Source organism: Coleofasciculus sp. D1-CHI-01 (assembly GCF_040218875.1).
Classification (GTDB): domain Bacteria; phylum Cyanobacteriota; class Cyanobacteriia; order Cyanobacteriales; family Coleofasciculaceae; genus Coleofasciculus.
In genome coordinates this window covers 1-14,741 of sequence record NZ_JAVJQP010000133.1, presented here as the reverse complement: position 1 = coordinate 14,741, position 14,741 = coordinate 1, and the positions used below count along the sequence as shown (strand labels likewise).

The following is a 14,741-nucleotide window of genomic DNA, read 5'->3' as shown; positions in this document are numbered from 1 at the left end:
AGAGACGTGCCATGGCACGTCTGGGAGCTGGGGGAGCGAGTAAAACAAATGACCAGACTTTCCACGGTATTTGGGGCAATGTGTGTAGGGGCGGGTTTCACTACTATCTTTTCGGTTGCATCCAGATGTGACTAAACCCGCCCAGACGCGCCATGGCGCGTCTCTACAATAGTTTCTAGACTTCCCGTGAAAAGTCAGAACAAATGACAAATGACAATCATCAAGCCAATCCCTGAGAGACAAAACCTGCCCAATAATAGGGATAAGAAAAAGGCTGTTTCTCCTTTGCCAACAAGTGCAAACGCTGCTGTTGTACCTGAATCTTATCCGCTAAATCCTGCCACTTCTGGCACTCAGCCACATCACCCTTAATTTTGGCATCATTCCGCCGAGTCACCGCCTGATCATACTGCTGTTGCAACGACTGACCCATCTCCCCTTGATAATTCCTGGCAAACTCCTCTCCAGTTAAATTCCGCAATTCAATCTGCCCCTGCTGTAACGCCTGAGAACGGCTCATCCCCGCCTGACGAAAATTGTAGTAAAAAATCGCTAATAGGGCGCTGGCTAAGTCCTCTACCGACCACTGCGTACTCACCACACTCCTGGCTCCAGCACAGAGAAATCCTGTGGCTAAACTGAGTAAATCATCAGTAAGTTCGTTAACACTAAAATTGACTTCGCAGCAGCAGGCAAATACATCTGATAAATTGGGCATTCGCCAACCGGGGCTGATGAGTTGACTCAAGGTTAGAGAACCATCCCCTAATACTAAATAAGAGTCTAGGGGTTGCATCGGATTCGATGTGGCATGATGGCTAGAGTGGAGAACTTGCACCTGTGACGCTAGGGTTTTGTATTCGGTTACTGTCGCCTTGCGCCCTTGCAAGCGTTTGTCAGCAGAAACGCCGTAGGATTGGGCAAGGGTTTCGCACTCGTAGCGGGTGAAGAGTAAGTCTTCTGTAGCATCTTCAACGATACCCATAGTGGGCTGATTTGGGATTGGCGGGCGTTGGTGGCAATAATAGAGAATTTGGCAGCTTGGTACAATGCGAATCCGGAATAAATCGCCTAAATAGGTGGTGGGAGTTACGGTTACTTTGGGTTGAGGTTTTTTGCTAGTCACTAACCCCCGTGTTTCTCCATTTTCCTTACTTTTCACGGGATTTAGAAAACCTCTCTCCAAACCTCTCTCCTGCAAGGAGAGAGGCTTTGAATTTTCCTCCTTCCGGTAGAACGTCTCTATCCCATCAATCGGTAACGCGGCAAAGGGCATTTGATGTAGCCACAAATATGGCACAATAATTAATTCCTCAATTCCGGTGAGATACTGAGAAATTAAATCCTTTAACTGCAAACGCTGGGCAAGTTCTTGCAGAAATGCCCCCATGTTTCCTCGCCATTCTGCATTTGCCCCAATATAGGAATCGAACCAGTTTTCAAGTATCCAATTCTGGAATGTTTCAATTCCCTGTCCCTTACAGGTATAAACTTGTGGACTCTGATCCTTAAGCAGGATAAAAATATGAGTATCATCATCTGTAGTATAGAAACTCAGCAAAGCAGTAGTATCATTTGGGATTAACTCCTGCATCTGGTCTAAATTCAGATGTTCCACCTGAATTTGTCCCGCTAATACCGGATCATAACGGCGTAGTTGTTGCCAAATCTGTTGTTTTTGTGCCTCTAATCTCTGAATTTCTGCTTGGTTTGCTGATAGTGCTTTCCCATCGGGCAATCGACGACTCCCGGTTAATACTGGCGTCGCTTCTGCTTGAGAACTAAACCGTAGGGCATTAATCCGCTGGTGTAATTCCTCATAGTCGATTAACAATTCTTGGACTTCTGGAGTAATTTCTCCCCCTAGGTTAAGCACATCACTCGCCATCAAGTCAACTAAGCGTTGACAACGGAAGCGTTCGGTATATTCTAAAGCTTTGCCAATTTTACCGATATTCAGATAAGCTTGGATGATTCTTTCGTACACATAAATTGAATCCGCGAGTATCTCTTGGCGTCGTTCTTCATCAATCATCCAGTTACGGCTTTGTTCGACAGCTTTGATGGCTAGTTCATAGCTTTTAATCGCTAATATAAGATCGTGATCATCCCAGGCGAGGTTGCCTAAATTCAGGCTAGTTCTGAAGCACTCAATTGGGAAGTTATTAGGAGTATAGACAAGTAAAGCGTTTTTACAATGTGCGATCGCGGCTTCTATATTTTCCGCCCTATCTCCCTGTATTCTATTACTATAGACATTTCCCAGATTGTGTTGAGTCATTGCCCAATTTTTGGGAAAGTCTGACTGGGTATAGACAAGTAAAGCGTTATTACAATGTGCGATCGCGGCTTCTAGATTCTCAGCCCTATCCCCGCGTATTCTATAACTGTAGGTAGCCGCCAGATTGTTTTGAGTCATTGCCCAATCTTGGGGAAAGTCTGACTGAGTACGGACAAGTAAGGCGTTATGATAATGTGCGATCGCTGCTTCTATATTCTCTGTCATATCCCCGCCCATTCTATTTCTATAGGCATTCCCCAGATGGGTTTGAGTCATTGCCCAATATTGAGGAAAGTCTGACTGGGTATAGACAAGTAAAGCGTTATCATAATGTGCGATCGCTGCTTCTAGATTCTCTGCCTTATCCCCGCCTATTCTATTACTGTAGGCATTCCCCAGATTGTTTTGAGTCATTGCCCAATCTTGGGGAAAGTCTGACTGGGTACGGACAAGTAAAGCTTGATGATAATGTGCGATCGCGGCTTCTAGATTCTGTACCCTATTCCCGCGTATTCTATCACTATAGGCAGCCGCCAGATTGTTTTGAGTCATTGCCCAATCTTGGGGAAAGTCTGACTGGGTAAGGACAAGTAAAGCGTTCTTAAAATGGGCGATCGCTTCTTCTAGATTCTCAGCCCTATCCCCGCGTATTCTATAATTGTAGGCAATCCCCAGATTGTTTTGAGTAGCTGCCCCATTTTGTGGGAAAGTCTGACTGGGTACGGATAAGTAAAGCCTGATGATAATGTGCGATCGCCGTTTCTATATTGTCAGCCCTATCCCCGCGTATTCTATTTCTATAGGCAATCGCCAGATTGTTTTGAGTGGTTGCCCATTGCTGGGGAAAGTCTGACTGGGTAAAAACAGTAGCAACGGCTTGATATCCAGCAATAGCAATTTCTTTGTTACTCGCGATATTCCCTAAAGGAAACTCTTGAATCAAAATACTGAAATTGCCAATAGTCGCAGCGATAAATTTAGCCGCGCCTGGTTCAACTTCAGTCAAGGTTTTCTTTACCCACGCTGCCAATATCTGGACGAAGTTATCATCCAGCTTATCCAGATTATTGTGTAGCAGAGGGTAGATTGACTGAGGACTATCATCAGTTGCGACTGCCTCTAATACAGACCTCAAGAATTTGAGATAATCTTGAGGTGTTACCGAGGTTGAACCCAACCCTCCCAACCCCCCTTCATCACTAGGAAAGCGGGGAGTATTTCTCCCCTCTCCTTGCAGGAGAGGGGCAGGGGGAGAGGTTGAATAAATCCCCAACATTTCCGCTAATTTTGCTGCTAACGCTAGTAACCAATTCGCGGCATTCTCATTTCCCGCCTCTGCCATTTGTGCCGCAAATACTACCATTACCTGCACGAACTCCTCATTCACTAATTCGGAGTTCACCTGCAATAATGATAATTCTTCCCCATCGGGACAAGTTAACAGGGATTGAATCAGATTAATATAGGCAGTCATTCGTTGTTCGTCCATTAGTATTTATCCTCGGTATTCAGAACGTTTACATAAACAAAAGATTGAACAGAAATGATTAAGTTTTAGTCGTTTATCTCCCCTGCTGCTTCAAAAGGGGGGAGAAATTGAATTCCCATTTGTTAGAAGGATTAGAGGCATATCTACACCTCCACCACCTTAAACGCCTGATAAAACCCCCGCCAATTTTCCTCTGCTTCCAAGTTAACCCACAATTGATACAACCGTTCAGTATCCCAAATCGGTGCAGGTTCCTCCTGATTCGGTTTTAACCAGGGAAACTCTAACCAGCGATTCACCACAATCCCCAGAAACTCCTCTTTGCCTAGACTATCGAATGTCATATCTTCACACATTGCCCCAAGCTGAGGCACAAGAATTGTTTCTCCCGTGAGTCGATTCTGTGGCGCAAACGCGGCTGATGGACACATTACATACTGACTCTCACTGCCGCGATTCAGTAATAATAAATGTCCCGCATCACCCTCTAAATCAATATGCATCATTGAGGGAATATTTACCCCAATCACAGGTTGTTCTCGCGTCTTCCCCACAGGAACCACTAATTTTCTATCCCCCGGATTAACCGGAGTAAATCGAATCCAATCTGCTGGAGAATCCGCCTGCTTTACCAACCCCTGCCAAATCCAATCCAATTGCCATCGGGGAAACTTATCCTCCCACAACCACTGATAAACCACCTCCCACGCGCCTTTTTTACCCCGTTGTCGCTGAATTAACGGCGCTGTATTCACGCCATCTTGTGCCATTTCTTCACCAAACACCTCCACCAGCCGCCGAATTACATTTTGTACGGTTGTATTAATTGAGGTTTGACAATTAACCCCCTGTAACGGTTCTGTCTGACTCATTTGTTTAGCGATTTCCCGATGAGACGGCTGAGACTCCCGACGCTGAAACCGCAGCGGAAAGAAGATGCGTTCTCTAAGATGTTTATCAGTAAAGTTTTGTGGAAACAACTGCTGGTTGATATCGTCCAGAAAGTTTTGATTTTAATTCATAGTGTTAACCCTATATTTTTGACAGTTTCACCCTCATCCCCTAACCCGCTTTTATCCCCCTCCCGTCTCCCTTCAGCGCCTAACTTTTTAGGAGAAGTCTAGAAACCTGAGTCGGGGCGGGTTTAGTCACATCTGGATGCAACCCAAAAGATAGTAGTGAAACCCGCCCCTACACAATCTCTCACTCAAAACCAGGTTTCCTTGAACGAAGCAAAGGATCAAAACTTACCTCCCTTCGTTGTCTCACATACCGTGAAAAGTTAGCTGCTTGCTCCCTTTTTGTTCCCCTCTTGCTCCCCTCTTGCTCCCCTCTCCCGTGCCATACAAGTAAAACATCCTTAGTCCTCCCCCCTCGCAGGGGGGAATGAGGGGGGTTGGGAGAGGGGCTGGGGGTGAGGGCTGGCTTAACTTGACCTAGATAGCAAGCCTTGCGCCCCTCCATTTAACGTAGCAAAACCGATGTAACTTGTCAGTAGAAATACCCTAAAAAATAAAACCTACTATTTCCAGCTATTTCCGATTATTTCCCTCTATTTATAAACCGTTGCGCCCTATTTGTAGATGATTATCTGTAATTTAGCGCCACACCAATCAAATAATTTTTTCTAACTATCTACTTGCAGTTTTCAATCTATTTTTCCCATCGCCACACTAGACCTTATAACCCCAAAATTAACGAGGTCAAGCCATGAAATTCTCAACATCCAAAACCTGGAAAAAGAAACTCTGGCTATTAGCCGAATTCCTAATTCCTAATCTCATCGGCTGGTTGTTCAAATCCAACCTGGAACCGGGAGTGAGTCTTTGCTTTCTGCTGTGGAATTGGCTAATGGATGAGAAGACGCAATCTGATGAACGCCAACGCCGCAAATCCTTGCTCATGTTCTTAATTATTTCTGGTATGGCGTTAGCGATATCATTCAGTTTTCCTGCTTCCTCTGTAGATTGTGAGACATCCATTAACCCTCAAATTGGTCATGATTTATAGTAGAAGGCAGAAGGTAGAAGGTAGAAGGGAATAGGAGTGCGAGCGGTTCGCCTACTTCTTACGGTTGCACAATTGACGGCTTTTTACCCATTAACCAATAGGTTTTCATCTTACCCTTACCTTTAACCCGGATAAACCCCCGTTCGACTAACTCATACTTGTCTCGCAAACGTTGGTACGTTGTCTCAGTCACCTGAATTTTGTCCGGTTTACCGCGAGATTCCATGCGACTAGCGATATTCACCGCGTCACCCCAAATGTCATAGCTAAACTTAGTCGTGCCAATGACGCCAGCAATAACGACTCCGGTATTAATCCCAATCCGCAAACGAAAATTCTTACCCGTTGAGGTGTTGATTTGTTCAAGGCTTTGTTGCATATCCAGTGCCATTTGCGCGATCGCATCGACATGGTTGATCTGAGGGGTAGGCAGTCCGCCAACCACCATATAAGCATCACCAATGGTCTTAATTTTTTCCAAGCCATGCTTTTGGGCTAATCGATCAAACGCCGAAACGATCATATTGAGCAAGCTAACTAGCTCTTGGGGAGAAATTTGACCCGCTAGTTGAGTGAACTTTACCAAGTCGGCAAATAAAATTGTCACATCCTCATGTTTCTGGGCGATTAATCCTGGCTCATGTTGCAACTGCTTGGCAATGGGTTGGGGCAGAATATTCAGTAACAAGTTCTCAACTTTTTGCTTTTCCCGTTTTAAAGCCGCATCGGTTTGCTTGCGTTGGGTAATGTCATGAAAGAAAACCGAGAGTCCTTCATAGGAGGGAAAAGCTCGCACTTCAAACCAACATCTGATCGGTGGGTAGAAGGCTTCAAACGTGACAGGAGTCTGTTGATCCATTGCTTTGTGATATTGCCGATCAAATTTTGAACCCACCGCATCGGGAAAAGCATCCCAGAAATTCTGGCGCAGTAATTCTTCAGGTTGGCGCTGTAAAATTTGAGCGCCGACTTGGTTAATATAGGTAAACCGCCATTGCCTATCCAAGGCAAAAAACCCATCAGTCATGCTTTCCAGGAGTTCGACGACTTGCTGATCTGAGACTCGCTGTTTGGCTTCGACTTCTCTGCGCCTAGCAATTTGGCGATTTAACCGAGTTATATTCAACCGTAGTTCCATTTGGTTAATCACCTGACGGCTGAGGGCTTGTAGGGCGTTGATCTGTTGCGGTGTGAGATCGTGAGGAATCTGATCAATCACACAGAGGGTTCCCAGGGGAAAACCATCTTTTGTCACCAAGGGAGCGCCAGCATAGAATCGGATATTGGGATCAGACGTTACCAGAGGGTTCCCCGCAAACCGCTCATCTTCTAAGGCGTTGGGTACAACCATGATATCTTCCGGATTAAGAATAGCATGAGCGCAAAATGCCTGGTCTCTGGGTGTTTGTGTCGCATCGATACCAACTTTGGATTTAAACCACTGGCGATTTTGATCAATCAGGCTAATCAGGGCGATGGGAGTCCCACAGATGTGCGAGGCTAACGTCGTCAGGTCATCAAAATCTTGTTCGGGTAGAGTATCAAGAATGTTGTACCCTTGAAGAGCCTCGATCCGCTCGGCTTCGTTGGGGGGTACGGGTGCAGCTTGCATTGGAGGTTGGGCAGAGGAACGCTGATGCGGCTGATGCGATCGCAGCGATGCTATCGTGTTATATAAACCTTTACCGAGTTTTGCCAGCCATCTGATGATACTGACAATTCCTCTAATCAGATTTTTTTTTAACCTTCTACGTTGACGATTCGATTTAAACAAGGGTTAACGGTCTTAAGACGCTGCACAATTTATATAAATAATAGCCAGATGACTTGAAGGATGAAGATTCATGACTTACTGATAACTATTTTGACTCAAACCGCGAAAACATGCATAAGTCCCAAGAATCAATTCCGACTAATAAAAAAGAAAAAAAGGTGGGTATTACCCACCCTTTTTTTCTATGTGTTATAATATAAAGTTAGCTTTGCTTAACTGGTTCCTTGGCTAAGAACTTTTCCAATTCGGTCAACGCATCCGCATCAACCTTGGTTTGCATTGGGCAGAACTTGGGTCCACACATTGAACAGAATTCAGCCGTTTTATAGATATCTGCTGGCAACGTTTCGTCGTGATATTCTTTTGCTCGGTCGGGGTCTAGTGACAACTCAAACTGGCGATTCCAGTCGAAGTTATAACGGGCGCGGGAGAGTTCATCATCTCGGTCTCGTGCGCCGGGACGCTGGCGTCCAATATCGGCAGCATGGGCAGCTATTTTATAAGCAATTAAGCCATTTCGCACGTCTTCAGCATCGGGCAATCCTAAGTGTTCTTTCGGCGTCACATAGCACAGCATCGCTGTCCCATACCACCCTGCCATAGCTGCCCCGATCGCGGACGTGATATGGTCATAACCGGGAGCAATATCGGTGACCAAAGGTCCTAACACATAGAACGGTGCTTCGGAACACTCTTCCATCTGCTTCTTGACATTAAACTCAATTTGATCCATCGGCACATGACCCGGACCTTCCACCATCACTTGTACATCATGTTCCCAAGCGCGGCGAGTTAGTTGTCCCAAGGTTTTCAGTTCTGCCAATTGCGCTTCGTCAGAGGCGTCATGGGTACAACCTGGACGCAGGGAATCGCCTAAACTGAACGAGACATCGTACTTCTTGAAAATCTCGATAATATCGTCGAAGTGGGTATAGAGAGGATTCTGCTTATGGTGGTGCAGCATCCACTTCGCTAGGATACCGCCACCGCGAGAGACAATCCCGGTGAGGCGATTTCTCACCAAGGGTAGATGTTCAATCAGAAGTCCGGCGTGGATGGTTTGGTAATCAACTCCCTGCTGGGCGTGTTTCTCAATAATGTGGAGAAAATCATCCGCTGTCAGGTTTTCGATTGTACCGTGAACGCTTTCCAGGGCTTGGTACACGGGTACCGTACCAATCGGTACAGGAGAAGCGTTGATAATCGCCGTGCGGATTTCATCCAGGTTTCCACCCCCCGTGGATAAATCCATCACGGTATCCGCGCCATATTTAACCGCCAGGTTCAACTTGGCGACTTCTTCGTCAATATTGGACGAATTAGGAGACGCCCCAATATTGGCATTAACTTTACACTTAGAGGCGATGCCGATCGCCATCGGTTCTAAGTTGGTATGGTTAATATTGGCAGGAATAATCATACGTCCCCGCGCCACTTCATCCCGAATCAGTTCTGGGGAAAGGTTTTCCCGCTTGGCGACATACTGCATTTCCTCGGTAATCACACCTTGGCGGGCGTAGTGCATTTGTGTAACATTACCCTGTCCGCGCCGCTTGGCGACCCATTCTGATCTCATATTTAGATTCCTTTTAATAAACCGCTTCCCTCCGCTGGTCTTAACCAGTCTCAGGTTCTCAGGGTGTAATCTCAGCCTGGTTGCTCAGGCACCCCTAGCTTTAGTTGTTCATCGTACCACTAGGCTTGGGTGAGAGGATAAAGCGTTATAAAAGTTTACGTTTGGATTAAATTGGGCGCACGTCGGTGGGGTTGATGTATGTTACCTAACACAATCTAGGGCTAAAGCCCTTACTACGAACGAATTCAAAGTTCAAATCGCTCCATCTCCTTGTCGAATAGTTCGCGTGTTCTTCTACAGCAAGTTGAAGTTCACGAATAACATCCTCTGCGGCTGAGAACACTAGAGGTTTACCAAACTTAAACTCATAAGCTGGTTCCCCTGCTTCCCCTGCTTCCCTAGCTTCCCCTGCTTCCCCTGCTTCCCCTGCTTCCCCTGCTTCCCCTGCTTCCCCTGCTCCCTACCCCCCACAATACTTATTCAGCAGACCCTAAGTATTTTTGCGGAGACGCCCACCACCCCTCCTTTAAATTTCCGTAAAACAACGATGGTTGAATTGTTCATCTGTTTCGACAATAGGGTCAAGATTACCGACTAAATATTCAAGCCCTGTTAGAGGACACCTTAGCGCAGGTGTTGGTTTATTCATCATGACAACTCAATCAATTAATGTTCGCGGAATGGAATTATTGATGGCGTACTCCCAAAGTCCTTCCATTGAGTTACGTAATCAGCTTGTCCGGTTAAATAGTGGATTGGTGAAGAAAATAGCCTATCGCGTCAGCCAGCAATGTAGCGAACCGTATGACGATTTGGTACAACTTGGCTATCTGGGTTTGATTCGGGCGATTGAACGGTTTAAGCCGGATCAAGGGTATGCGTTTAGTTCCTTTGCTGTGCCATTTATTCGCGGCGAGATGCTACATTTTCTTAGAGATAAAGGAAATATTGTCAAGATTCCTCGCCGTTGGCAAGAACTTCAGCAGGAAGGACAGCGCGTCAGTAAACGGTTAACCGCTACATTGGGACGTCCGCCAAAAGAGGCGGAAATTGCCCAAGCGCTGAATATTTCTATGCAAGAATGGCAGGAGAGTAAATTAGCCTCGAAAAATCGCTTACCCCTGAGTTTAGATTTAACGGTGGGTCATAATGTCGATCATCCGGTCACGTTGGGTGATATGCTAGCGGATAGTTATGACCAAACCTTGCAACACTGGGAAGAAGACCGACAACAGTTACAAGGTGCGATCGCGCAACTGGAAACCAAAACCCAAGCGGCGATTGAGTTCGTCTTTTTCCGGGATCTCCCCCGTAAAGAAGCCGCTAAACACATTGGCGTGAGTCCGATGACAGTCAGCCGACACCTACAACGGGGGATTAATGAATTGGTATCCTTACTACAGCCGCAAACACCAGAACGTCTCGCCAGTTAGAATTCGGATGTGTGATATTCGACAAAACCCATGAAACATTTTCTCTTAACGTGGCTATTTACGGCACTGGCATTAATCATCACTGCCTACATCGTACCGGGTATTGCGATCGGGAGTTTTGCCACGGCTGCGATCGCGGCGGTTATCTTAGGGATTGTCAATGCTATTGTCAGACCGATTCTGATCATGCTGACTCTACCCTTGACGATTGTGACATTGGGACTATTTCTGTTAGTGATTAATGCCATATCCTTGTCCTTAGTCGCCTACCTAACGGGTGCTATGTTTACCATTAGTGGACCTCTTGACGCCTTGATTGGTTCAATTGTGTTGTCTGTCGTTGCAAGTATTCTTAACCAATTTGCGGATTAGTCATTTGTCATTTGTCATTGGTCATTCGTCCTTTGTGGGGGCGGGTTTAGTGACATCGAGGTGACAAAAAATGGTAGTTGTGAAATTTGCCCTTGGATGGGGCGGTTTTAGTAACATCGGGGTGACAAAAAAATGTTAATCGTGAAACCCGCCCCTACAGTCGATCAGGGTTTTGAATTAACGTTATCATCAATAGGGAAACGAAAATATATCAATCCGTCCCTACATTGAGACAGGACGGGTTTTGTATTAATGTTATCTCTGATCGGGAGACAAAACTAGATAAACTTGCCCCTACAACGTCAAAATGGTTTCCGCTGATGATTAAAATTCTTCACCTATCAGATATCCATCTGGGTAGTGGCTTCTCCCATGGGCGAACTAACCCAGAAACGGGTTTAAACACACGACTGGAAGATTTTGTCAATACTTTATCTCAATGTATTGATCGCGCCATTGCTGAAGCCGTGGATTTAGTCTTATTTGGCGGCGATGCGTTTCCTGACGCCACACCCGCACCTTATGTGCAAGAAGCCTTTGCTACTCAATTTCGCCGCTTAGTCGATGCAGAAATTCCCACGGTATTGCTAGTCGGGAATCATGACCAACATTCCCAAGGAAATGGCGGGGCGAGTTTATGTCTTTATCGTACCCTAGGTGTGCCAGGATTTATTGTTGGTGATACTTTGGCGACTCATCAAATTCAAACCCGGAATGGTTTAGTCCAAGTGATTACTTTACCTTGGTTAACTCGTTCCAGTTTACTGACACGCCCAGAAACTGAAGGGTTAGCTTTAGGCGAGGTGAATGAGTTATTAATTCAACGCCTTGAACCGATTTTAGAAGGAGAAATTCGGCGGCTGGATTCCCAAGCACCAACCATACTCTTAGCCCATTTAATGGCAGACCGTGCTAGTTTTGGGGCAGAGCGTTTTTTAGCGGTGGGTAAAGGCTTTACCATTCCCCTGTCGCTGATGGCGCGATCGTGTTTTGATTATGTAGCATTAGGTCATGTTCACCGCCATCAAAATCTGAATCCATCCAATAACCCACCAGTGATTTATCCGGGTAGTATTGAACGGGTTGATTTTAGTGAAGAGAAGGAAGATAAGGGTTATGTGTTAATTGAGCTAGAGAAAGGTAAGGCTGAGTGGCAGTTTTGTCCCTTACCTGTGCGTCCATTCTGCACGATTAACGTGAATCTGGCTGAGGAAGCTGATCCAGAAGCGGCATTACTTAAAACGATTAAGAAAAAAGCGATTGATGATGCTGTGGTTCGGCTGATTTATAAAGTCCGTTCTGATCAGTTGGATTTAATTGATAATAGTACAATTCACCAAGCCTTGAGTGAAGCGCACAGTTATACGATTCGCCCCGAATTAGCCAGTCAGTTAGCCCGTCCACGTTTACCCGAATTGGGCGTGGGTAGCAGCATGAATCCTATGGATGCGCTGAAGACGTATTTAGACAGTCAAGATAATTTAAAAGATATTGCCGCAGATATGTTAGAAGCGGCGCAATATTTATTGGATGGGCAAGGAGATAGTTGGTTAGAGGTAGAGGAGTCTGGAGACGATAAGCAGTCAGCGAGTCAGGGGGGAAAAGGAAATCAAAAGACTCAATTGCGTTTACTTTAGGGGTTTGGAGAAACACGTATGAGAATTAAGGAAATTTCAGTCACTGATTTATTCGGTGTTTTTGAATATGTTATCCCTCTAAATATGGAAGAACATATCACCATTATTCATGGTAAAAATGGAGTAGAAAAAACCACATTACTAAAGCTGATTAATGGCTTTTTTAAATTGCGGTATTCAGAGCTTCGTGCTATCCCATTTAGTCATCTAAAAATAAACTTTGACAATGATGATTATATCAAAGTAAATAAGGCAAATAAAAAAAACATTAAAAAAGGAAACTCTGATTCTGATGAGAGAAATAGACTAACGTTCTATTTTGAAAACCAAAGCCATAATAATACCAAGGAATTTTCCACAGACTTTATCATTAAAGAAGAAAAGCGTAGAGCTTTGAATGCTGTCAGAGTAATCGAAGATATTATACCTGGACTTGAAAGAATAGGAGGGAGTCGGTGGTTCTATATGCCTACTAGTGAAGAACTATCTTTGATAGAAGTTTTAGATCGTTTCGGTGAAGGTATTCCTGGAGCAGGAGAAACTTTTATCACACCCACCGAAGATTGGTTAAAAGAATTAACCAATTCTATCAATGTTCGTTTTATAGAATACCAGCGTTTGTTAAATTCAGCATATAATAAACGATCACAACTATTCAATAACCGTCCCCCATTAATGTCACCTTCTGTTGCAAGTTATGCCAAAGAACTTGCCGAAAATATCCAAGCTAAGCTGACTGAATACGGTACTTTGTCTCAGTCACTTGATAGAACTTTTCCAGCAAGAGTAGTTCAACAAAAAAAACTACCTGAACTAACGGACGAAGAATTAAGACAGAAACTCAATGATCTTGAGGAAAAACGTTCTAAATTAATAGAAGCTGGACTTTTAAACAGAGATGAAGATCCAAATTTTCAAATTCAAGGAGATATAGACGAAAGTACCAAGAAAATTTTGTCAGTTTATATCGAAGATGTCGATAAAAAACTCAGTGTATTTAATGAGATAGCCAGAAAAACTGATTTGATTAAAAGGATTATTAATGATAAATTTTCTTACAAGCAGATCAACATTAGTAAAGACAAGGGGTTTACTTTTACCACTGATGATGGTAAATCATTATCTCCGACAAACTTGTCGTCTGGAGAACAGCATGAACTGGTTCTTCTTTATGAGTTATTATTTAAAGTGAAACCAAATTCCTTAATTCTCATTGATGAACCAGAATTGTCATTACACGTCGAGTGGCAAGTGCAATTCCTTAAAGATTTACAAGAAATAACTAAACTATCTAATATTAATGTTTTAATTGCAACGCATTCGCCCGACATTATCCACGATCGCTGGGATTTAACAGTTGAGTTAAAAGGACCAGCCGAATGAGAGAATTTATTACCCCGGATCGGATTGCGAATCAAATTCGGATGCGGCGTAGTAGTCACAAAGGTTGTTTTCTAATCGTTGAGGGGCGCAGTGATAAGCTCGTGTATGAACGTTTTATAGATGATACAAACTGTGAATTTTCTATCGCTAGTGGCAAAGAGAATGCTGTTTCTGCCATAAGGATTCTTGAACAAGATAATTTTGCGGGTGTTCTCGCCATTGTAGATGCAGACTTTTGCAGACTAGAGGGGAATTTACCTTCTAGTTCCAACTTACTCTTACAGCAGTTTTCTCTGCTATGCGGTACATTGTCGATCCCCCTAAATCCCCCTTAAAAAGGGGGACTTTGATCTACTGTACTTTATTACAGCGCAAAGCGCTGTAACTGATGAGCATGATCTGGAAATGATGCTGATTAAATCACTGGCTTTGGAAAAATTTATGTCCGAACGTGGTTCAGAGGACAAGATAAATAAGTTTGGTCAAGATATCCGTTTAACGTTGCTGGAAAGGGGGAAAAGGATTGGATATTTACGATGGGTTTCATTGAAAGAAAATATATCTCTGAAGTTTGAAGGCTTAAGTTTTAGTAAATTTATTGACAAATCCACCTTAGTAATTGATACGGGTCAACTGATTAAGACTGTTGGCTCTTTTAGACTAGCTATGATAAAATACTAAAAAATAATCTCCATAATCCTTGCTACGCAAGAATCATGGAGATTAAAAAAAGCAATTCTAATAAAACAGGCTTTTGATTCTGTTAGAGCCTTTGCTACTTAAGGG

At 44.2% G+C, this 14,741-nt stretch carries 12 protein-coding genes and 1 riboswitch; of the genes, 7 read left to right on the top strand and 5 right to left on the bottom strand.

The window, feature by feature from the left end:
- Positions 1-220: 220 nt before the first annotated feature.
- The 3 genes from RIB93_RS23615 to RIB93_RS23605 all read right to left on the bottom strand — a co-directional run bounded on the left by RIB93_RS23615 (position 221) and on the right by RIB93_RS23605 (position 4,750).
- Positions 221-2,833: a CHAT domain-containing protein gene (locus RIB93_RS23615; RefSeq protein ID WP_446376233.1), complete on the bottom strand. Its 2,613-nt coding sequence runs from the start codon at positions 2,831-2,833 to the stop codon at positions 221-223.
- A gap of 100 nt (positions 2,834-2,933) precedes the next feature.
- The gene (locus RIB93_RS23610) at positions 2,934-3,755 is read right to left on the bottom strand and encodes a tetratricopeptide repeat protein (RefSeq protein ID WP_446376231.1); all 822 of its coding nucleotides are present in this window, start codon (positions 3,753-3,755) and stop codon (positions 2,934-2,936) included.
- Positions 3,756-3,913: 158 nt separating this feature from the next.
- Entirely contained in the window at positions 3,914-4,750 is an 837-nt protein-coding gene (locus RIB93_RS23605; RefSeq protein ID WP_446376229.1) for a hypothetical protein, read from the bottom strand.
- A gap of 730 nt (positions 4,751-5,480) precedes the next feature.
- Here RIB93_RS23605 and RIB93_RS23600 point away from each other — a divergent pair.
- Positions 5,481-5,780, top strand: a complete 300-nt coding sequence (locus RIB93_RS23600) for a hypothetical protein (RefSeq protein WP_446376227.1) — start codon at positions 5,481-5,483, stop codon at positions 5,778-5,780.
- A 58-nt stretch (positions 5,781-5,838) separates the two neighbouring features.
- Here RIB93_RS23600 and RIB93_RS23595 read toward each other — a convergent pair whose 3' ends face one another.
- Both RIB93_RS23595 and thiC read right to left on the bottom strand, forming a co-directional pair.
- Positions 5,839-7,554: an adenylate/guanylate cyclase domain-containing protein gene (locus tag RIB93_RS23595; protein ID WP_446376225.1), complete on the bottom strand. Its 1,716-nt coding sequence runs from the start codon at positions 7,552-7,554 to the stop codon at positions 5,839-5,841.
- A 202-nt stretch (positions 7,555-7,756) separates the two neighbouring features.
- Positions 7,757-9,130, bottom strand: a complete 1,374-nt coding sequence (thiC, locus tag RIB93_RS23590; protein WP_446376223.1) for a phosphomethylpyrimidine synthase — start codon at positions 9,128-9,130, stop codon at positions 7,757-7,759.
- A gap of 9 nt (positions 9,131-9,139) precedes the next feature.
- Positions 9,140-9,236: riboswitch (TPP riboswitch) on the bottom strand.
- Between the two features lie 544 nt (positions 9,237-9,780).
- Between thiC and RIB93_RS23585 the strand changes: the two genes are divergently transcribed.
- The 6 genes from RIB93_RS23585 to RIB93_RS23560 all read left to right on the top strand — a co-directional run bounded on the left by RIB93_RS23585 (position 9,781) and on the right by RIB93_RS23560 (position 14,636).
- On the top strand, positions 9,781-10,563 hold the full coding sequence (locus RIB93_RS23585) for an RNA polymerase sigma factor SigF (protein ID WP_446376221.1): 783 nt from the start codon (positions 9,781-9,783) through the stop codon (positions 10,561-10,563).
- A gap of 30 nt (positions 10,564-10,593) precedes the next feature.
- On the top strand, positions 10,594-10,935 hold the full coding sequence (locus RIB93_RS23580) for a phage holin family protein (RefSeq protein ID WP_446376219.1): 342 nt from the start codon (positions 10,594-10,596) through the stop codon (positions 10,933-10,935).
- A 320-nt stretch (positions 10,936-11,255) separates the two neighbouring features.
- Positions 11,256-12,572 carry an exonuclease subunit SbcD gene (sbcD, locus tag RIB93_RS23575; protein WP_446376217.1) on the top strand — a complete coding sequence of 439 codons (1,317 nt, stop codon included), beginning with the start codon at positions 11,256-11,258 and terminating at the stop codon, positions 12,570-12,572.
- An 18-nt stretch (positions 12,573-12,590) separates the two neighbouring features.
- Positions 12,591-13,955 (top strand): AAA family ATPase, encoded by a 1,365-nt coding sequence (locus RIB93_RS23570; protein WP_446376215.1) that lies wholly within the window; start codon positions 12,591-12,593, stop codon positions 13,953-13,955.
- Positions 13,952-14,290, top strand: coding sequence for a hypothetical protein (locus RIB93_RS23565; protein ID WP_446376213.1), 339 nt, complete (start codon positions 13,952-13,954; stop codon positions 14,288-14,290). The genes RIB93_RS23570 and RIB93_RS23565 overlap by 4 nt, the downstream gene beginning before the upstream one ends.
- 70 nt (positions 14,291-14,360) lie before the next feature.
- On the top strand, positions 14,361-14,636 hold the full coding sequence (locus RIB93_RS23560) for a hypothetical protein (RefSeq protein WP_446376211.1): 276 nt from the start codon (positions 14,361-14,363) through the stop codon (positions 14,634-14,636).
- Positions 14,637-14,741 lie beyond the last annotated feature (105 nt).